18 protein-coding genes and 1 pseudogene are annotated in these 18613 nt (G+C 68.7%); 3 read left to right on the forward strand and 16 right to left on the reverse strand.

The features are described from left to right. Positions 1 to 119 (forward strand): annotated as a pseudogene (locus tag E6A21_RS18230) (IS30 family transposase); the annotation flags it as partial. A gap of 115 nt (positions 120 to 234) precedes the next feature. On the opposite strand, the gene E6A21_RS15655 reads toward E6A21_RS18230, so the two are convergent. The 6 genes from E6A21_RS15655 to E6A21_RS15680 form a co-directional block, all read right to left on the reverse strand. Next, positions 235 to 1395 (reverse strand): FUSC family protein, encoded by a 1161-nt coding sequence (locus E6A21_RS15655; protein ID WP_138445094.1) that lies wholly within the window; start codon positions 1393 to 1395, stop codon positions 235 to 237. Positions 1396 to 1402: 7 nt separating this feature from the next. Further along, positions 1403 to 2653 carry a dual-specificity RNA methyltransferase RlmN gene (rlmN, locus tag E6A21_RS15660; RefSeq protein WP_138445095.1) on the reverse strand — a complete coding sequence of 417 codons (1251 nt, stop codon included), beginning with the start codon at positions 2651 to 2653 and terminating at the stop codon, positions 1403 to 1405. Positions 2654 to 2699: 46 nt separating this feature from the next. After that, complete coding sequence (locus E6A21_RS15665; protein WP_138445096.1) at positions 2700 to 4628, reverse strand: ABC transporter ATP-binding protein; 1929 nt, start codon at positions 4626 to 4628, stop codon at positions 2700 to 2702. 12 nt (positions 4629 to 4640) lie between these two features. After that, positions 4641 to 5231, reverse strand: a complete 591-nt coding sequence (locus E6A21_RS15670) for a PadR family transcriptional regulator (RefSeq protein ID WP_246036567.1) — start codon at positions 5229 to 5231, stop codon at positions 4641 to 4643. 122 nt (positions 5232 to 5353) lie between these two features. Continuing rightward, positions 5354 to 6544: a 4-hydroxybenzoate 3-monooxygenase gene (locus tag E6A21_RS15675; protein ID WP_138445152.1), complete on the reverse strand. Its 1191-nt coding sequence runs from the start codon at positions 6542 to 6544 to the stop codon at positions 5354 to 5356. 303 nt (positions 6545 to 6847) lie between these two features. Further along, positions 6848 to 7603 carry an IclR family transcriptional regulator gene (locus tag E6A21_RS15680; protein ID WP_138445097.1) on the reverse strand — a complete coding sequence of 252 codons (756 nt, stop codon included), beginning with the start codon at positions 7601 to 7603 and terminating at the stop codon, positions 6848 to 6850. A gap of 375 nt (positions 7604 to 7978) precedes the next feature. On the opposite strand from E6A21_RS15680, the gene E6A21_RS15685 reads away from it, so the two are divergent. Beyond that, positions 7979 to 9676 (forward strand): sensor histidine kinase, encoded by a 1698-nt coding sequence (locus E6A21_RS15685; protein ID WP_138445098.1) that lies wholly within the window; start codon positions 7979 to 7981, stop codon positions 9674 to 9676. A 21-nt stretch (positions 9677 to 9697) separates the two neighbouring features. Here the strand turns inward: E6A21_RS15685 and E6A21_RS15690 are convergent, their stop codons facing one another. Next, positions 9698 to 10366 carry a response regulator gene (locus tag E6A21_RS15690; protein WP_138445099.1) on the reverse strand — a complete coding sequence of 223 codons (669 nt, stop codon included), beginning with the start codon at positions 10364 to 10366 and terminating at the stop codon, positions 9698 to 9700. A 575-nt stretch (positions 10367 to 10941) separates the two neighbouring features. Between E6A21_RS15690 and E6A21_RS15695 the strand changes: the two genes are divergently transcribed. Beyond that, positions 10942 to 11319, forward strand: a complete 378-nt coding sequence (locus tag E6A21_RS15695; RefSeq protein ID WP_138445100.1) for a hypothetical protein — start codon at positions 10942 to 10944, stop codon at positions 11317 to 11319. Between the two features lie 212 nt (positions 11320 to 11531). Here E6A21_RS15695 and E6A21_RS15700 read toward each other — a convergent pair whose 3' ends face one another. From E6A21_RS15700 to E6A21_RS15740, 9 genes are all read right to left on the reverse strand, one after another. Further along, positions 11532 to 11768 carry a hypothetical protein gene (locus E6A21_RS15700; protein ID WP_138445101.1) on the reverse strand — a complete coding sequence of 79 codons (237 nt, stop codon included), beginning with the start codon at positions 11766 to 11768 and terminating at the stop codon, positions 11532 to 11534. Continuing rightward, positions 11765 to 12205 (reverse strand): hypothetical protein, encoded by a 441-nt coding sequence (locus E6A21_RS15705; RefSeq protein ID WP_138445102.1) that lies wholly within the window; start codon positions 12203 to 12205, stop codon positions 11765 to 11767. Before E6A21_RS15705 ends, E6A21_RS15700 begins: the two co-directional genes overlap by 4 nt. Positions 12206 to 12289: 84 nt before the next feature. Further along, positions 12290 to 13087, reverse strand: coding sequence for an IclR family transcriptional regulator domain-containing protein (locus E6A21_RS15710; protein WP_138445103.1), 798 nt, complete (start codon positions 13085 to 13087; stop codon positions 12290 to 12292). Between the two features lie 103 nt (positions 13088 to 13190). Continuing rightward, positions 13191 to 13880 (reverse strand): 3-oxoacid CoA-transferase subunit B, encoded by a 690-nt coding sequence (locus E6A21_RS15715; RefSeq protein ID WP_138445104.1) that lies wholly within the window; start codon positions 13878 to 13880, stop codon positions 13191 to 13193. 4 nt (positions 13881 to 13884) lie between these two features. Further along, positions 13885 to 14544, reverse strand: a complete 660-nt coding sequence (locus E6A21_RS15720; RefSeq protein WP_138445105.1) for a 3-oxoacid CoA-transferase subunit A — start codon at positions 14542 to 14544, stop codon at positions 13885 to 13887. Between the two features lie 37 nt (positions 14545 to 14581). After that, positions 14582 to 15817 carry a thiolase family protein gene (locus E6A21_RS15725; RefSeq protein ID WP_138445106.1) on the reverse strand — a complete coding sequence of 412 codons (1236 nt, stop codon included), beginning with the start codon at positions 15815 to 15817 and terminating at the stop codon, positions 14582 to 14584. Continuing rightward, a complete protein-coding gene (gene pcaC, locus E6A21_RS17980) occupies positions 15814 to 16281 on the reverse strand; it encodes a 4-carboxymuconolactone decarboxylase (protein WP_212745966.1) in 468 nt (155 codons plus the stop codon). The genes E6A21_RS15725 and pcaC overlap by 4 nt, the downstream gene beginning before the upstream one ends. Next, positions 16278 to 17111 carry an alpha/beta fold hydrolase gene (locus E6A21_RS15735; protein WP_138445108.1) on the reverse strand — a complete coding sequence of 278 codons (834 nt, stop codon included), beginning with the start codon at positions 17109 to 17111 and terminating at the stop codon, positions 16278 to 16280. Before E6A21_RS15735 ends, pcaC begins: the two co-directional genes overlap by 4 nt. Before the next feature lie 51 nt (positions 17112 to 17162). After that, positions 17163 to 18611 carry a lyase family protein gene (locus E6A21_RS15740; RefSeq protein WP_138445109.1) on the reverse strand — a complete coding sequence of 483 codons (1449 nt, stop codon included), beginning with the start codon at positions 18609 to 18611 and terminating at the stop codon, positions 17163 to 17165. Positions 18612 to 18613: the final 2 nt, after the last annotated feature.

Raw genomic sequence — 18613 nt, forward strand, 5'->3', positions numbered from 1 at the left:
CCTACCTCGAGGCCATCGCCTTCGAGATGAACAACCGGCCACGCAAGACACTAGGCTTCAAAACACCACGAGAAGTCTTCCTCGAAGACATCGAACAGGCCGTTGCCAACATGCCTTGAATCCGCCTCCCCATCTTCTGGAGACCCAAGGCGGCGTGTTGCCGGGAAGCAGCGGCGAGTCGCGTCGTCGTGCGCGTGAAGCTGGGGAAACCGGGGCGGAAGTTGGGGAGGAAGGTCAGCTGCGGGACGGCGCGAGGCGCCCGTACGCACACGGGGCAAGCACGACGAGCACGCCGACGACGGAACCGATAGCGGTGTCGATGAAACGGTCGTGAACGAGGGCCGCGGGGTCAGTGTGGGCCGCGAGAAGCGTCGAAAGCAGGGCGAGCGGCGTCACGCACACCATAGCCAGGAAGTACTGCCGCGTCACGAGCATCTCCGCGCCGAACTGGCACGCCGCGATGAGCACCACCATGATCCAGGGGGCCGGCCGGAGCGCGGCGATCCCCGCGAGCAGCACGAGGCCGACGACGGTTCCCAGCACACGCTGGAGGCCTCGGTTCACGCGGTGCCGGGTCGAGTGGCCCACGAGCGGAACGACGGCGGCGACCATCGCCCAGTAGTTGTGCCCGAAGCCCAGCGCCTGGCCGACCGCCGTCGCGGCCGCCCCCGCCACGGCGGGCGCCACGATGTAGCCAACGGACTCGAGCCACAGCACGCGCCGCTCCGCTCCGCTGAGCCGGACCCGCCCAGCTGCCCAGACCTCCGACCAGCCGAGAGGGGTGCGGTGCGACGGCAGCACGCGCGCAGCGAGGCCGATCGCGAGGGACAGCACGAACGTCGAAACCACCACGACGGCCACGTCCCCCAGCGGCGGCTGATGCGGAAGCGACAGGACGGCCGCGAACGCGAAGGTATGGAACAGGGAACCGGCCGGGCGGAGCCTCCACCGGCCCACGACGAGGCTGCACACCCACGCCACGAAGGTGGTCCCGGCGACGATCTCCCACGGATTGGGGACCCCTCCCGGGTGCAGGCCAGCGGAAAGGGCGGCCGCCAGGATGACGACGAGCATGAGGAGGCCCGCACGGGCCTGAGCCACGAAACGGACCCGATGCGGCTCGTTCCGGCCGTAGATGCCGGTGAACGCGGCGAAGGTCGCGAAGATCGCGAGGTCGAGCCGGTTGAAGAGCACGAGGGCCACAAGCGGAAGGAAGACCCCGGCGGCCACCCGGAGCGCCGCATGGTGGTCGCTCTTGGCGGGCCCGATGCTGAACAGGAGCTCGTGCAGGAAGCGGCCGACGACGGCGAGCGGGCCGCGTGGGCGCGTGCCGGCGTCGTACGCCCTAGCCCCCTCCCGGGCGCTAGCTGTGCCCGAAATGCGAGTGCGGCTCATCCAGCGCTTACTCTGCCGCCGCAAGCTGGCCGCAGGCGCCGTCGATCTCCTTGCCGCGCGTGTCCCGCAGCGTTGTCGGTATTCCGGCCGCCCGGAGGGTCTCGACGAACTCGTCCTGCACCTCTGGCTCGGACGAGGTCCAGATCGACCCCGGGGTGGGGTTGAGCGGGATCGGGTTGACGTGCACCCAGCCGCGACCGCGTTGGTTGAGCTTCTTGGCCAGCAGGGCCGCGCGCCACGCGTGGTCGTTCATGTCCTTGATGAGCGCGTATTCAATGCTCACGCGGCGGCCCGTCTTGCGGAAGTAGTCGTAGGCGGCGTCGATTGCCTCGTCGACCTTCCAGCGGTTGTTGACCGGGATGAGCTCGTCGCGGAGCTCGTCGTCGGGCGCGTGGAGCGACAGGGCGAACGTGACCGGGAGCTCTTCTTCGGCGAGCTTCCGGATCGCGGGGACGAGCCCGACCGTCGAGACCGTGATGTTGCGCGCCGACATCCCTAGGCCCTCGGGCGAGGGGTCGACGAAGCGGTGGACGGCGGCCATGACGCGCTTGTAGTTGGCGAGCGGCTCGCCCATGCCCATGAAGACGATGTTCGTGACCCGCTCTGCTGAATTCTGCTGGGCGTGCCCAGCCCCACCCAGCTCACCAGCCGCGATGACGCGGTTCGCTGCTACGACCTGGTCGACGATCTCGGCTGTCGACATGTTTCGGGTGAGGCCGGCCTGCCCCGTCGCGCAGAACGGGCAGTTCATGCCGCAGCCGGCCTGCGAGGACACGCACAGGGTGATGCGGCCCGGGTAGCGCATGAGGACCGACTCGACGAGCGCGCCGTCGAAGAGGCGCCACAGGAACTTGATGGTGTTGCCGTCGTCCGTGCGAAGGCGGCGAACCTCGGTGAGGAGCGGCGGGAACATCGCAGCGACGAGCTCCTCGCGGCCCGCCTTCGGCAGGTCGCTCATCCTCTCGGGATCGGTCGTCCAGTGCTGGAAGTAGTGGGTGCTGAGCTGCTTCGCGCGGAACGCCGGGAGTCCCAGCTCCTTGAGCCTCTCCTGCCGCTCCTCGAGCGTCTGGTCCGCGAGGTGCTGCGGCGGCTGCTTCACCCGCGGGGACGCGAACTGAAGCAGCGGGCGCCCCTCGGAGGTGCGCTGCTGCTCCCAGCCCTCAGCCGCAGGGCGCACCTGAGGGCGCGCGTCAAGGTCCGCGGGGCCGGTCGTTGCAGGGCTCACGGCAGTGTCGGGGGTTCGCGTGGGGGAAGTCATCTCATCCATCATCCCACGCCGGTTTTCGTGATTCCCAATCGGACGGCTATGATTCCGCTCTCTCGGGAAGCACGGCCCCTGGGAGGGCTGCGGAAGCCACAGGCTCGGCCGCCTGTTCCGCGTACAGCCTCGCGTAGGCGCCGCCCGCGACGAGCAGCTCTGCGTGCGAGCCGTGTTCGACGATCCGACCGTGGTCGACCACGTAGATGACGTCGGCGCCCACAACCGTCGAAAGCCTGTGGGCGATGGCGATGGTGGTGCGGCCGTGGGCGGCCGTGTCGAGGGCCTGCTGGACGGCCCGCTCGGAGATCGTGTCGAGCGCACTCGTCGCCTCGTCGAGGACTAGCACCTCCGGGTCCTTGAGGAGCACGCGGGCGATGGCGATCCGCTGCTTCTCGCCTCCGGAGAGCCGGTACCCGCGTTCGCCGACGACCGTCTCGTACCCGTCGGGGAAGGACGCGATGGTGTCGTGGATGTTGGCTGCGCGCGCCGCAGCTTCGAGCTCCTCCTGAGTGGCGTCCACCTTCGCGTAGCGCAGGTTCTCGGCAATCGTCGCGTGGAACAGGTACGTCTCCTGGCTCACGATCCCGATATGGCTCACGAGGGACTCGTGATCGATCTCGCGCACATCCCTGCCCGCGAACCGCACGGATCCGGAGCTGGCCTCGTAGAAGCGGGGGATGAGGTAGGAGACGGTCGTCTTCCCCGCCCCGCTCGGCCCGACGAACGCTGCGAACTGGCCCGGCTGGATGGAGAAGGAGACGTCGTCGAGAGTGGCCCGCTCCTCGCCGCGTGCGTCGGGGTAGCGGAACGAGACCTTGTCGAACTCGACTTCCCCGAGCCGTGGGGAGCCCGCGGGGAGCGGCTCGGCGCTGGGGGTGTCGACGATCGCGGGGCGCAGGTCGAGGTATTCGAAGATCCGGGCGAACAGCGCACCCGAGGTCTGCAGGTCGAGGGCGACGCGCATGATCGCGATGAGGGGGAACAGGAGCCGAGCCTGGACCGTCGTGAACGCGACAATCGTTCCGGCCGTGATGCTCGCGGATCCCCCCGAAATGAGCCAGCCGGCCACGAGGTAGACGATCGCGGGAATCGAGGAGAGGAAGATGCTCACGAGCGCGAAGAAGTACTGCCCGCTCATGGCCTGCCTGACCTGAAGGCCCACGAGGTTCCGGTTCTCCGCCGAGTACTTCGCGATCTCGTCCCGTTGCCGGTTGAAGCTCTTCGAGAGCAGGATCCCGGAAACGCTCAGCGTTTCCTGGGTGATCGCGGTCATGTCGGAGAGGGATTCCTGCGTCTTCGTCGCGATCCGCGCCCGGACCTGGCCGACCCTCCGCTGGGCCACGACGAGGAACGGCATGAGCAGGACCGCGATGAGCGTCAGCTGCGGGTTGAGGGCGAGCATCGCCACGAACGCGGCGATGACCGTGACGATGTTCCCCACGACGCCCGAGACCGTATTCGCCAGGACGCTCGCGACCCCGCCGACATCGTTCTGAAGCCGCGATTGGATGGTGCCGGTCTTCGTGCGCGTGAAGAAGCTCAGCTCCATGGACTGCAGGTGGCTGAACAGCTTCACGCGCAGTGAGCCCATGACCGAGTTGCCCACCGTCGACGTCACATAGGTCTGCCATACGCCGAGCAGCGCGGAGACGACGTACACGCCGATCATGAGGGCAACCAGCTCGGCCAGCTGCGGGAGGTTGGGGTGCCCGCCCGGCGGGAACAGGCCGTCGTCGAACGTCCTCTGGGTGAGCAGCGGCGGGACGACGGAGAGCGCCGCCCCTGCCAGCACGAGGACAACCGTCAGGACGAGCGCATACCTGTGGGGCGAGAACAGCTCGGCGATTCGCCGGAACAGGTGCGGAATGCGCGGCGCTTCGGCGTTGAGCTTCTTCTGCAGCGCCGCGTCGCCGCTCGAGATGCGGCCCCCGCGGACGACGGCGGGCGGCCGCCCGGGCACGTTCTGGGACATGGGCCTCCTTGGCTAGTCGGCGAGGATCAGGTACAGCGCCTTGCGTGCCTCGTCGAGCTTTGCAGCGGCCTGCGCGCGCTGTTCGTCGTTCGCGGCGATGCGGAACTGGTTCAGCACCCCCATGAGCTTCTTGGCGCTTTCGATGAGGGCGTCCGTCGATTCGCTTCGGCCCGAGGCGGCCTCCCAGGACCGCTGGAGTTCCTCGGCATGATCCGCCACGTAGGCGCGGCCCGCTTCGCTCAGTGTGTACTCGGTGCGCTTGCCCTGGCCGACCGGCTCGACGAGTTCCTCGTCCACGAGCTGCTGAAGGGTGGGGTAGACGGACCCGGGGCTCGGGCGCCACTCGCCGCCGGTCCTCTCGTTGGCGGCCTGAATGATGCCGTAGCCGGTGAGGGGCTGTTCTGCGAGGAGCGAGAGGATCATGGCCCGCACGTCGCCGCGGCTCGCCCGCCGGCCGCCGCGGGGTCCGAAGCCTGGCGGGAAGCCGTGGCCGCGCCCGAAGCCCGGGCCGAAACCGGGACCAAACCCTGGCCCGAAGCCGCCGGGACCGCCGGGGCCGAAGCCGCGTCCCTCGTGATGATGGTGTTCTGGATGTCCGCGCACGGTGTTCTCCTGGTCGTCAGTTGTTAACAGCGTCCGGACCCGAAATGATCCGGACGCTGTTAACGATATATCGCTGACTGTCGAAGAACAAGAGCTAACGTAAGTCAGGGGCTGCTCCCGGGCTACTTCCCCTGCCAGCCCGTGTAGCACTCGGCGATGTACGCCCGCCCATGCTCGGACTCGAGGAGCGAGCGGAGTTCTCCCAGCTGGCGCGCGCGGAAGAACGCGTGGTTCTCCTCCCCCGGCACCGTGTGAAGGAGCGTCGTCATCCAGTACGAGAAGTACTGCGCCTTCCACACGCGGTCGAGGGCGCGGTCCGAGTACGTGTCGACGAGCGCCGTCGAGCCCGTCTTGAAGTACGAATCGAGGCTTTCGAACAGGAGCCGGACGTCGTGGAAGGCGAGGTTGAGGCCCTTCGCTCCGGTGGGCGGGACGGTGTGGGCGGCGTCGCCGGCGAGGAACAGGTTGCCGTGCCGCATGGGGGCGTGCACGAACGAGCGGAACGGCAGCACGACCTTGTCGATGACGGGCCCCTCCTTGAGCTCGAAACCATTGCCGTTCACGCGAAGGCGCAGCTGCTCCCAGATCTGCTCGTCGGTCCAGCCCGCGGGGTCGGTCTTCGGGTCGCACTGGAAGTACATCCGCTGCACCGTGTCCGTCCGCTGGCTGATGAGCGCGAAGCCATGCGCCGAGTTCGCGTAGATGAGCTCGGGCGCGCTGCGAGGGGCCTCCGTGAGGATGCCGAACCACGCGAACGGGTACTCCTGGAAGTACCGGGTGCGGTCCGCTTCGGGAATCTGCTGGCGACAGTGCGAGCGCGAGCCGTCTGCACCGACGAGGACGTCGGCTTCAAGCTCCCAGTCCTGGCCCTCCGAGTCCTTGAATGTCACCTTGGGCTTGCCCGTGAGGTCGGTGATCTGGGTGTCCGAGCACGAGTAGCGCACGTCCCCGCCGTCGGCCTCACGCTGGGCGGCGAGGTCGTCGAACACCTCGTTCTGGGGGTACAGCCACACGGACTGGCCGGTCAGCCCCTTGAAGTCGATCCGGTGGCCCTCGCCGTTCACGCGGAACTCAGTTCCCTCGTGCTCGTGGCCGTTCCGGAGCACATTGTCCACGCCCGAGCCGACCAAGAGGTCGACGGACCCGGCCTCGAGGATGCCGGCCCGGATCGTGTGGGAGATGGCGTCCCGGCTGCGGATCTCCACCACAGTGCTGTCGATCCCCGCGCGGTACAGCAGGTGGGACAGCATGAGCCCTGCCGGCCCTGCTCCCATGATCGCCACCTGGGTCTTCTGCGTCCTGCTCTGCGCCATCGTCGTCACTCGCTTTCCTGTGCGGGCCGCCCGTCCTCGGGATCGGCTCCGGGGCCTCCTTCGAGTGTGCGCCGAATCACAGCGAGGAGTGCTATCCATTTCCGTTCATCGGAATCAGTCCGGGACGGTGCTGTACCCGAGACGACCTGAGGGGCGCGCTAGCTGTACCCGAGACACCTGAGGGGCGCGAAAGCTGTACCCGAGACAACCTGAGGGGCGCGAAAGCTGTACCCGAGACAACCTGAGGGGCGCGAAAGCTGTACCCGAGACAACCTGAGGGGCGCGATAGCTGTACCCGAAACGTCAGGAGTTGGGGGACAGGGAGCCCAGCTGTCGCCCGATGCCTCGGGCCGCGGTCCGGAGGGCGGGCACAATCTGGTGGATCCGCACCTCGGCGTGGGGGACGACGACGCCGATCGCAGCGACCGTGCGGCGCTGGCGGTCCTCGATGGGCACGGCAATGCCCCAGGTCTCCGGATCGACGACGCCGGCGAGCTCCGCATAGCCCCGCTCCGCCGCCGTCGCCAGAAGCCGACGGACATGGTCGGCGTCGACCTTCCCGGTCGGATCCCGGAAGCGCTCGAGGTAGGCGTTCTGCGCTGTGCGCGGCTGGCCGGACATGAGTGCGACCCCCGCCGAGGAGACATGGACGGGCATCCGTCCGGCGACCTTCGCGCGGTTCGCCACCGACCCGCGGCGCGAGAGGCGCTCGACGAACAGGACGTCGTCGCCCTGGAGGACCCCGAGGTTGACGTTCTGATTGAGGACCTGATGGATGTCGTCCATGAACGGGAGCGCCGCCTGCCGCAGGAGGAGGATCGGCGAGTTGCGGTTCACGAGCTCCCACAGGCGCAGGCCGAGCTGCACCTTGCCCCCCGGGGCCTGTTCGAGCAGCCGGTGGTCCCCGAGCTGGCGGACGAGCCGGTGGGCACTCGTGAGCGGGAGCCCCGCACGCTCCGCCAGCTCCGTGAGCGGGAGAGAACTGACCCCTTCGGGAAATGCCTCGAGGACCCGCACCACGCGATCGACGACCGAATCCCCAGAGTTCGAGTTGGCCACAGACCGTCCTTCTGTCGGCTGGCTTCTGTTGAATGGAATGCCCGGTCCTTTACTTTGCCCGCTCAATTGCGCGAAATGCAAGCAAAGGCTCATTTTTTCCAATCGTTTGAAAACTGAAGTATCCCTCTTCCCGAGGTTCCCTCCTTCGGCGAGACTGGTCTTGTTCCGTCCGCCCACCGAGAATCGAAATCCGTTCGTACATCGAGGATTGAAAGCAATGGCCTTCGGGCCACCCAGTGAAGCAGCCGCCGGGCAGTTGCTGGACGTCCCAGACGCCTCATCAGCGCCTGCTCTCGCCCGAAGTGCTGTGCCGATCCGTTCCGGCGCCGCTCCTGGAGGCGGGAGCTGACAACTTCATCATCGGAGGTTGCACCCATGCCGGATCGTCTACCTCGCCGTCTCCAAGGCCTGCTCCGCGAGTTCGTTTCTCGTGCTGAAGAGCTCATGCGCCTGCAGGAGCACATGAATGGCCTGCTTTCCGCCGTCGTCTCGATCGCAGAGGACCTGGCACTCCAGTCCGTTCTCGAGCGCGTCGTCGAATCCGCCCGCACCCTCGTCGGCGCACGGTACGGTGCCCTCGGGGTCATAGCCGAAGGGCATACGCTCAGCCACTTCGTCACCGCTGGCACCGATGAGGAGACCGCCCAGCTGCTGCGCGAGCTCACCGCGCCGGAAGGCCCTCTGGGGGAACTCCTGCGCAACCCACGACCGCTCCGGCTCCACGATCTCCGCGACCTCCCGGTCTCGATGGCCTTCCCCGCGGACGATCCGCCTCTTCACACCCTCCTCGAGGTTCCGCTCCGGGTCCGGGACTCCGTCTTCGGGACCCTGTACCTCACCGACAAGGAGGACGGCGAGGACTTCTCGGTGGAGGACGAGGAACTCGCCGTCGCCTTCGCCGCGGCGGCCGGCGTCGCCATCCAGAATGCCCGCCTCTATGACGACAGCCGCCGCCGTCAACGGTGGCTCGAAGCGAGCATGGAGGCCAGCACGACCCTCATCGTTCCCGGAGGAGCGGGTTCCGACTTCGACAGCCTCGCGGGCGACCTTGATGCGTCCTCCGATCTCGACCTCGTGGCGGAGCGGGCCCTTCACGCGAGCGACTCGGTCCTCGCCGTCATTGCCCGGCCTGAGGAGGAGCGTCTGGAGGTGCGCACCGCGGTCGGAACTCTGGCCCTCAGCGCGGGAGAAGACCTTCCCTTCTCGGCCGCCCTGAAGCACGTGGACGAACAGGGCAAGCCCGTCATGATCACCAACGCCGCAGAGGTCTTCGGACCCGAGGCCGCCGAGAAGCTCGGTGAGATTCTCGCCGTTCCGCTCGGCCACAGCGGAATCGGGAATCGGCTGCTCATCCTGGCGCGGGCCCAGGGCGGTGGCCCCTACCCGTCGTCGGACCTCGACTCCGCCGCCGTCTTCGGCTCCCACGTCGGCCTTGCCCTCGATCTCAACCGTGCGAATCGCCAGCGCGAGCACGCACTCCTCTCGGTCGACCGCGACCGCATCGCGCAGGATCTCCACGACCTGGTCATCCAGCGGCTCTTCGCCGCCGGCCTGAGCGTCCAGAACCTGCGCCGCTTCACGACGGACCCCACCGCGGAGGCCCGCATCACGAAGGTCACCGAGGAGCTGGACGAGACCATCCGGGAGCTCCGGAACACGATCTATTCGCTCCGGGCGGAGGAAGAGGCAGACGAATCCTTCTCCCAGATCCTCCTCAACACCGTACGGGAAGGCCTGCTGAACTCGCCGATCCGGCCCCGGATCAGCGTGGCCGGGCGCATCGACGACGTCCCCGGGCCGATAGCCCGCCAGCTCCTCGCGGTCGTCTCCGAGGCAGTGAGCAACGCAGTGCGGCATTCGGGGGCCCAAGGGGTCAGCGTCGCGGTGACCAGCGACGACTCCTCGCTCGAGGTGGTCATCGAGGACGACGGCCGAGGCTTCTCCGACCCCGAGCGCCTGAGCGGGCTCGCGAACATCGAGCACCGCGCCGAGAGGCTCGGCGGAACGAGCGTGTTCGAGAGCGCTCCGGGTGAAGGGACGAAGATCACCTGGCGGGTCCCGTTGGCGGAATAGGACTATCGCTTGCCGGAAGGGCTAGCGCTGCCCTGCTTGGGCGAGGTACAGCGCGGCCTGCGTCCGCCTCTCGAATCCGAGCTTGGCGAGCATCGAGGAGACGTAGTTCTTGACCGTCTTCTCCGCGAGCCGCAATTCCTCGCCGATCTGACGATTGGTCAGGCCCTGCCCGATGAGCACAAGGACCCGGCGCTCTTGAGGGCTCAGGACGTCCAGTCGCGGATCAGCGACGGCGCCGGCCACGATCCCCTTGAGTGCCGCATCCCGCAGGATCGGGTCGAAGAGGGATTCGCCGTTGGCCGCGCGGCGAATGGCGTTGGCAAGGTCGTGGCTGCGGATCTGCTTGAGCACATAGCCGGAGGCGCCTGCGAGGATCGCTGCGCGGAGAGCCTGATCGTCGTCGTAGCTCGTGAGGATGAGGCAGCGGATGCGCGCGTCCACCGACCGCACGTCCCGGCAGACTTCGATCCCCGTACCGTCTGTCAGCCGCCCGTCCAGGACTGCGACGTCGGGCCTCAGAGCCGGTATGCGGCGGGACGCCTCGTGGGCGGAGTAGCTCTCCCCCACAACTTCCATCCCCTCGTGCTCGAGCAGGTCGCGGAGACCCTGGCGAACGAGCTCGTGGTCATCCAGGATGAACACCCGGATCGCGTCGACACGCGTCTTCTCTACTGCAGTTGGCGTTGTCATGCCGAGACCGTCTCCCATCGCTTTGATGCTCTGCCCTGCTTCGCGACACCCCACTCGCGAGCGAGCAGCCAGGAGCCCCCAAGCCCTGTGCCCGAACCAGCAGACTCTAAGTCTCGGACGGGCGTGAGCCGCGCGCTAGGGACCAAAGTCGGTGATCGGCGTCGACCGCCGCGGCGGGAAGGACCGCGCCACGCCGAAATTCAACCTCAATGAGGCGAAATAGGGACTTTCAGCCCTATAGTGCCGCACATCACATGGGAGATCCTAGTGGAGGTGCTGTCCCAAGGGTCCTCAGAGCGCGAGGCCGCGGGACGCGCGTCGCTCAGCCGGGGATCAGGCAGTGGTTCCCGCGGACAGAGTCCGATGTATTTCTTTTGGGCCGCGCTGCGAACGCAGCAGCGCGACCGTGGAAAGGAGCCGGCATGCTCGCCGACACCCCCGCCACTGTTCGTTCTCAACTCCAAGCAATTCCCTCCGAGCCGGAAGACTCACGATCCCGCTCCCTCCGGGCCCACCCTTCGAATCATCAGCCCTCCCCAGACGCCCCGCCGCAGCAATCGGTCGACGACGACCTGATGTCCCGCTGGGACCGGCTCCGGCTCGTGCTCATCGGACAGGGGCTCAGCGACTGCGAGGCCCGCACTGAGGTGGCACGCATTGCGGCGGGAGACGTGTGGGACGAGTTCGCCGACGAACTGCGCCGGCACCGTGCGGCCGGGCGCCAGACGGAGGCGAATGCAGTCGCCGTCGGGCTCCGCTCGATGCAGGGCGTGACGCAGCCGATCCTGAGGCACCCGGGCGACGTCTCGGTAGCACGCTCGGCGTTGGACCGCGCGCGTCGCCGCCTCAGCCACAACGGCAGTCTGCTCGACCGGCTCCAGGAGCGGCCCAACCCGCTGCGGCGTGCCGAGCACGCGTTCAGGATCCTCGAGGCGTTCCTGCGTCTGACGTGATCCTGCACGCCCACAGACGGCCCGCGCAGGTGACAACGGGGTCACTGCGCGGGCTTCCGAACTCCTCGAAGCCGTCCGTCCGGCCCGTTTGTCCGTCCGCCTGAGCCGTGTCGGCGCAAAACCGGCGGCGTGTCGCGCGTGAGGGCAGGATAAGCGGGCCGGAAGGCCGCGCGACCCCGCCTCGCCAGTACCCAGTGGCCGCCCGGCTCGAGTCAGCCCTCACCCAGATCGTCCGCAACCCTGCGCAGGTCCTGGACCCAGCCGGTCGAGCGATTGGCTTGGGGCGATGCCGCCTCGAAGTTCGAAAGCGCCTCCGCGATGGACTCCAAGGCGGAGGCGATGTTCGCCTTCACGTCCGCGTATCCCTCTTCAGAGCGTGGATCGGCGGAAGCGCTATTGAGCAGGTCGGCCCCGGCCCGCAGAATCAACGAGGCTTCGAGCTCGTTCATCGCCTGCCGCCGTCAGCGGCATAGGCTGCTGCGATTCCTGGCAACGAGGCCTCGAACACCGTCTCGCCGCCGGGCATCACCATGTAGGCGAGGAACTCCTCGTCGAACGTCACGATCCCGGCGTCGACAGCCTCGAGCTTGGCCTTGATGAGCGAGGACAGCTGCCTCCAGCGCCGGCGCGCCACGTCCTGAGTTGTCCTCGACCCCTGAGTGGCATCAGGCACGAGCGGGTCGCTTCCCCGACCCGACGGCAAAGCACTGGGGAGGGCCAACGCGAGACGGAACCGGCGGTCGTCGGAGCTGAAGGCGACCTCGGCCTTTCCATGTTCGGAAGCGCAGCGGAACCCGTGGGCTCCGTGATCGGTGAGCATGAGCTGGATCTCTGCCTGAGAAGCGGAGCAGCTGACGGTGGCACCCCGGACATAGTTGCTTGTCATGATTAAGGGTAAGCCCGTCCACCCGGGCGGGTGGACGGCCGCACCCCCAAACCTCGGACCCACGGCGGACGGCCGGGAAGGGCCCTACGCCACCCCCGCGGCCCGCGCGGCGTCGGCAATCCCAGCGGCGGCCTTCCGAAGTTCGGGGACGAGTCGCTGCACCTCGGCCTCCCTGTCCCCGTCGCCTTCGAGTCTCGCCGAGAGCGCGAGGTTGATCGCCGCGAGGGTGCGCCCGTCAGAGCCAAGCACGGGCACGGCGAGCGAGCGCAAGCCCACCTCGAGCTCCTGGTCGACGACGGCGTAGCCCTGCCCCCGGACCCGCGTCAGCTCCGCTTCGATCGCCTCGCGCGATGTGAGGGTGCGGGGCGTGAGCGGGTCGAGGCGCGCGGTGGCGAAGTACGTTGCGAGGTCGGCGCCGGGGAGGGCCGCGAGGAGGACTCTGCCCATCGATGTCGCGTGGGCAGGGAAGCGGGTGCCCGGCGAGATCCCCACGGAGATGATGCGCCGTGTATGGATCCGTGCCAGGTAGACGATGTCGGTCCCGTCGAGGATCGCCATCGACGTGGACTCTCCCTCGCGGTGCGAGAGGTCCTCGAGGAACGGCTGCGCGAGCTCGGGCAGACGCTGGGCAGAGAGATACGAGTAGCCGAGCTGCAGCACGAGGGGGGTGAGGGCGAAGAGGCGTCCATCGGTGCGCATGTACCCGAGCTCGACGAGCGTGTGCAGGAACCGCCGGGCCGTGGCGCGCGTCAGCTCGGTCCTCGTGGCCACCTCGGAGAGGGTCATCTCCTGGTGGTCGGCATCGAAGGCACGGATCACGGCGAGGCCGCGGGCGAGCGACTGCACGAACTGGTCGCTCGGCGCCGACACTGCCTCACCCATCACTGCTCCGCCTTTCCATGCCACGACCGTCGCTCAGCGGCATAACCGTCCCACACCCGCGACGGTTCTGCCTTCTGGGGACGGCCATAGCAACGCTACTGTCTCAGCCCGCGAGCAGCGGGACGTCCATGAGTCCGGCGAGCTCGTCGAAGGTCACGCCGAACGTCTCACGGACGCGCACGCCGTCGTCCGCGATGAGGAAGACGGCCTTGTCCGTGTAGACCCGGGTGACGCAGCCGACTCCCGTGATGGGGTACGTGCACTCTGGGACGAGCTTCGACTTCCCGTCCTTCGTGAGCAGGGTCATCATGACATACACGTCCTTGGCGCCCGTCGCGAGGTCCATCGCGCCGCCGACGGCGGGGATCGCATCGGGTGCGCCGGTGTGCCAGTTCGCGAGGTCCCCCTTCGCGGACACCTGGAACGCACCCAGCACGCACACGTCGAGGTGGCCGCCGCGCATCATCGCGAAGGAATCCGCGTGGTGGAAGTAGCTCGCCCCGGGCAGCTCCGTCACGGGGATCTTGCCGGCGTTGATGAGGTCGGGGTCGATCTGCTCGCCCACAGCGACCGGCCCCATGCCGAGCATGCCGTTCTCGGTGTGGAGGGTGATGTCCTGCTCCTCGGTGAGGTAGTTCGAGACGAGCGTCGGCTGGCCGATGCCGAGGTTCACGAACGAGCCAGGGGCGATGTCGCGCGCGACGAGCCGCGCGAGATCGTCGCGTCCGAGGGGGGCATCACTGGTCTTGGGGGCCGCCCCTGAGGAAACGGCCGACGTCGAAATCTCACTCATGCTCTCAGCCCACCTTGACGATCGTGTTGACATAGATGCCCGGCGTCACGACGTTCTCCGGGTCGAGCGCGCCGATGGGGACGATCTCGGACACCTGCGCGACGGTCTGCTTCGCGGCGGCCGCCATAATGGGCCCGAAGTTCCGTGCGGTCTTGCGGTACACGAGGTTGCCCTTGCCGTCCGCCCTCAGCGCCTTGATGAGGGCGACGTCCGCGTGGATCGGCGTCTCGAAGACCTGCCACTTGCCGTCGAGGAAACGCGTCTCCTTGCCCTCGGCGAGCATCGTGCCGTAGCCGGTCGGCGTGAAGAAGCCGCCGATTCCCGCGCCGGCCGCGCGGATGCGCTCGGCGAGGTTGCCCTGCGGGACGAGCTCGAGCTCGATCTCACCCGCGCGGTACTTCGCGTCGAAGTGCCACGAGTCGCTCTGCCGCGGGAACGAGCAGATCATCTTCCGCACCCGCCCCTCCTTGATGAGGAGCGCGAGGCCCTCGTCGGCTTGGCCCGCGTTGTTGTTGACGACCGTCAGATCACGGGCACCGCCCTCGAGCAGTGCATCGATGAGCTCGAACGGCTGCCCCGCGTTGCCGAAGCCGCCGATCATGACCGTCGATCCGTCCTGAACGCCGGCGACGGCTTCGGCGACGGTGTCCTTGAATTCCAGCATCCCTTTTCCTGTTCCCTCTCGGCCGGTTCCGTCTCGGCTACTTCGTGGCCGAGACGTTTTCGAGCACCACGGCGAGGCCCTGCCCGACGCCGATGCAGATGGCCGCGACGCCCCACCTCTCGCCGCTGCGCTGCAGTCCGCGAGCGAGCGTGCCGAGGATGCGTCCGCCGGAAGCGCCCAGCGGGTGTCCCATCGCGATGGCGCCGCCGTGCCGGTTCACGATCTCGGGATCGATCTTCCACGCGTCGAGGCACGCGAGGGACTGGGCGGCGAACGCTTCGTTGAGTTCGACGGCGCCGACCTGGTCCCACGTGATGCCCGCCTTCGCGAGCGCCCGGTTGGCGGCTTCGACCGGCGCGAAGCCGAAGAACTGGGGCTCGTTGGCGGCGGCTCCGCGGCCCGCAATGCGGGCGATCGGCTCGAGCCCGAGCACGCCGGCTGCATCCTCCGAGCCGAGCAGCACGGCCGACGCGCCGTCGGAGAGCGGGGACGCGTTGCCCGCGGTCACGGTACCGCCCGAGGTCGTCCCGGAGCGGTCGCCGTTGTCGGGACGGAAGGAGGTGCGCAGGCCCGCGAGCTTCTCGGCGCTCGAGCCGGGGCGGATGCCTTCGTCCCGCGCGAGGTCCGTCCCGGGCACGGGGACGACGAGGTCGTCGTAGAAGCCCTCGTTCCATGCCCTATCGGAGAGGTTGTGGGAGCGGGCGGCGAACTCGTCCTGCCGGTCGCGCCCGATGGCGTGGCGCTCGCGCAGCTGCTCGGTGGCCTCGCCGAGGGAAACGGTCCACTGCGACGGCATCTGCGGGTTCACGAGCCGCCAGCCGAGCGTCGTGGACGAGAGCTTCAGGTCCCCGGCCGGGTAGGGCTTCTCGGTCTTCGGGAGCACCCACGGAGCGCGGCTCATCGATTCGACGCCGCCGACGAGGACGACCTCGGCGTCGCCGACCGCGATCTGACGCGAGGCAATCATGGCCGCGTCCAGCGAGGAGCCGCACAGGCGGTTCACGGTCGTTCCGGGGATCGACGTCGGGAGGCCTGCGAGGAGCGTCGCCATGCGGGCGACGTTGCGGTTCTCCTCGCCCGCGCCGTTCGCGTTGCCGAAGATGACCTCGTCCACGGCGCTGTGCTCCAGGGCCTCCACGGTGAGCCCGGGCGCGCGGTCAACCACGGCGCGGACGATGTGCGCGGCAAGGTCGTCGGGTCGGACGCCGGCGAGGCCTCCGCCGAACTTGCCGAACGGCGTGCGGACCGCGTCGTAGACAAATGCTTCCGTCACTGCTCTTCCTCACTGTCTTCTGCGTCTGCTTCGGCGAGGGTCCGCTGTGCGACCTTGAAGGCCGTATTGGCCGACGGCACCCCGCAGTAGATGGCGCTCTGCAGGATCACTTCCTTGATCTCGTCACGGGTGAGCCCGTTCCGAAGGGCCGCGCGGACGTGCATGGCGAACTCGTCCCAGTGCCCGTGCGCGATCATCGCGGTCAGCACCGCGACCGAACGCATCTGCCGCGTGAGCCCGGGCCGGGTCCAGATGCCGCCCCACGCGATGCGGGTGATCATGTTCTGGAACTCGGCCGTGAACTCGTCCGAGTTCGCGTTTGCGCGGTCGACGTGCGCGGCCCCGAGCACCTCGCGGCGCACCTCCATGCCGCCGTCGTACAGTTCGCGCTGCGTGGTGTCGGGCTGGACGGCACCCGCCCGCTCGTCGTGGGCCCAGTTCTCCCCCACCTGCTGGCCGCTCACTCGGCGCCCTCCGCTGCCTTCTCGCCACTGGCTTCCGAGGCTGCCAGGGCGAAGTGGTCGCGCAGCAGCTGTGCGACGGCCGCCGGATCCTCGGTGGGCGCGATATGGGCGACGCCGGGAAGCTCGACGGCGCTGCCGCGCTGAGCGTGCTCGGCCATCCATTGAGCGTCGGAGAAGGGGCAGACGGAGTCGAATTCGCCGGCGACGGCAAGGAAGGGGACCGCGATCTCGCCGAAGCGGTCCCGGACGTCGTACTCGGCGATCGCGCGGCACACGGCGGCGTAGCCGAAGCGGTCGGCATCCCGGAGTGCGTGGAGGAGCCGCGAGGACTCGGTTGGGTGCTCAGCGAGGAAACCGGGTGCGAACCAGATCTCCGCCGAGGCCTGGAGCCGCACGGCAGTTCCCTGCCGAGCCACGAGCTCGGCGCGCTCGGCGTAGCCCTCTGCACCGTTGAAGCGCGGTGACGAGCAGAACATTGCGAGGCTCAGGAGGCGCTCCTGATGGCGAAGCGCGAGCTCCGCGCCCGTTGCACCCCCGACGGAGTCGCCTGCGTAGTGGAACGGGGTGCCGGGCAGGATCGAGTCGACAAGGCCGACGACGGCATCGGCAAGCTCGGCCACGCTGAACGCGGCGTCCGGTGCGGCTGCCGGGGAGACGCCGTGGCCAGGGAGGTCCCAGCCGAGGATGTCGTAGTCCTCCCCGATGAGACGCGCCACGGCATCCCACATGACGGTCGACGTCCCGAGGGACGGCCCGAGGACGACGAGCTCCCTCTGGCCGAGCTGCTCTCGCGGAGAGAGCCGCACGGCGCGGATCTGTGGAACGCTCACGCGCTGATCACTTCCTCATGTCGATGTCTTCAGTCCTGATGGTGGCTGTCTTCAATCCCGATGGCGGTGGTGAGCCGGCCGATTCTCATAGGCCGCAAGAATCCGGTCGACGATTCCGGCGGCGTCGCCCTGGTACCCGGCGGGGTCGAGAAGATCGTCGAGCCGCGCGTCGAAGTCTTCGCCCGCGGCGTCGGCAGGCACGACGGCGCGCAGCTCGTTCCGCAGGACGCTCTCCTGTTCGGCGGGGTCGGCTCCGTCCGCTGCCGCGGCCAGGGCGGCGTCGACCGCCTTCTGGATTCCTGCCCGGCCGCCCTCGGCAACGCCGGAGAGCTCGAGCATGATCCTCTCGCCCAAGAGCAGCGGCCCACTCGCCTCGAGGTTGCGGCGCATGCGACTCGGGAAGACGCGGAGGCCCTCGACGAGCTCGCGCAGGGCTGCCGCGGCCCCGCCCGCCAGTCGTAGGAGCTCGCGCAGGGCCGGCCACTCGCTGTGCCACGCGCCACCGGTGCGCTCATCCTCGGTCAGGGCGGAGGCGAGCTCGAGCTGCATGACGTGAGCTGGTGCTTGGAGCGCGGCCGAGCGGATGAGCACCGAGAGCGCCGGGTTCTGCTTCTGCGGCATGGCCGAGGAGGCGCCTCGCCCCGGGGCGAGGGGCTCGCCGAGCTCGCCGATCTCGGGACGGGCCAGCAGCATGATGTCGTTCGCCACGTGGGCGGCGGCGGCGCATGCCGCCGCGAGCGCGTGGCCGAGGTCGGTGGCCGGGCCGCGGAACGATTGCCAGGGCGCGACGGCGCGGTCGAGCCCGCTGCGTTGGGCCCAGTCGGCGGCGAGTGCATCAGGTTCGCCGCCGAGGGCGACGAGCGAGGCGTTCGTCCCCGCGGCACCGCCGCACTGGACTGGGAACCGGAGTCCACCGAGGAGCGCCTCGGCGTGCGCGACTCCTTGCAGCCAGTTCGCTGCCTTGAGACCGAAGCTCGAAGGCAGGGAATGCTGCGTGAGGGTCCGCGCCACCTGCGGCGTGGCGCGGTGGGAGTCCGCGAGCTTCGCGAGCGCCTCCGCGGCCGGGCTCAGGTCGGCGAGAACGCCCGCGACGGCGCGCTTCGCCACGAGCATGAGGGCCGAGTCGAGCACGTCCTGGCTTGTGAGGCCCCTGTGGACGGCGGACGTGCCCGGCTCAGCCGTGGCTTCCCGCAACGCCTTCACCAAGGGGATGACGGGGTTTCCTCCGACCTGCGCAGCTTGGGCGAGACGCGCGCCGTCGTAAGCGTGCGCCGTCATCCCCTCGCTGACCGCGAGCCGGACCGCATGGCCCGCGCCGGGTTCGACGAGGCCCGCCGCCTCGAGAGCCTCGGCCCACGATGCCTCGAGCGCGAGCATCGCGGCGACGACCGCGTCGTCACCGGTCGCGCCCGACACGGCGGGGCTCGCCCAGACCGGAGAGAGCAGGCCTCGGTCCGCGGGATCGAAGCTGTCCAGGTCCGGAGCGGTGGGGTCGCTCATGT

It is taken from the genome of Sinomonas susongensis (genome assembly GCF_005877005.1).
Lineage (GTDB): Bacteria > Actinomycetota > Actinomycetes > Actinomycetales > Micrococcaceae > Sinomonas > Sinomonas susongensis.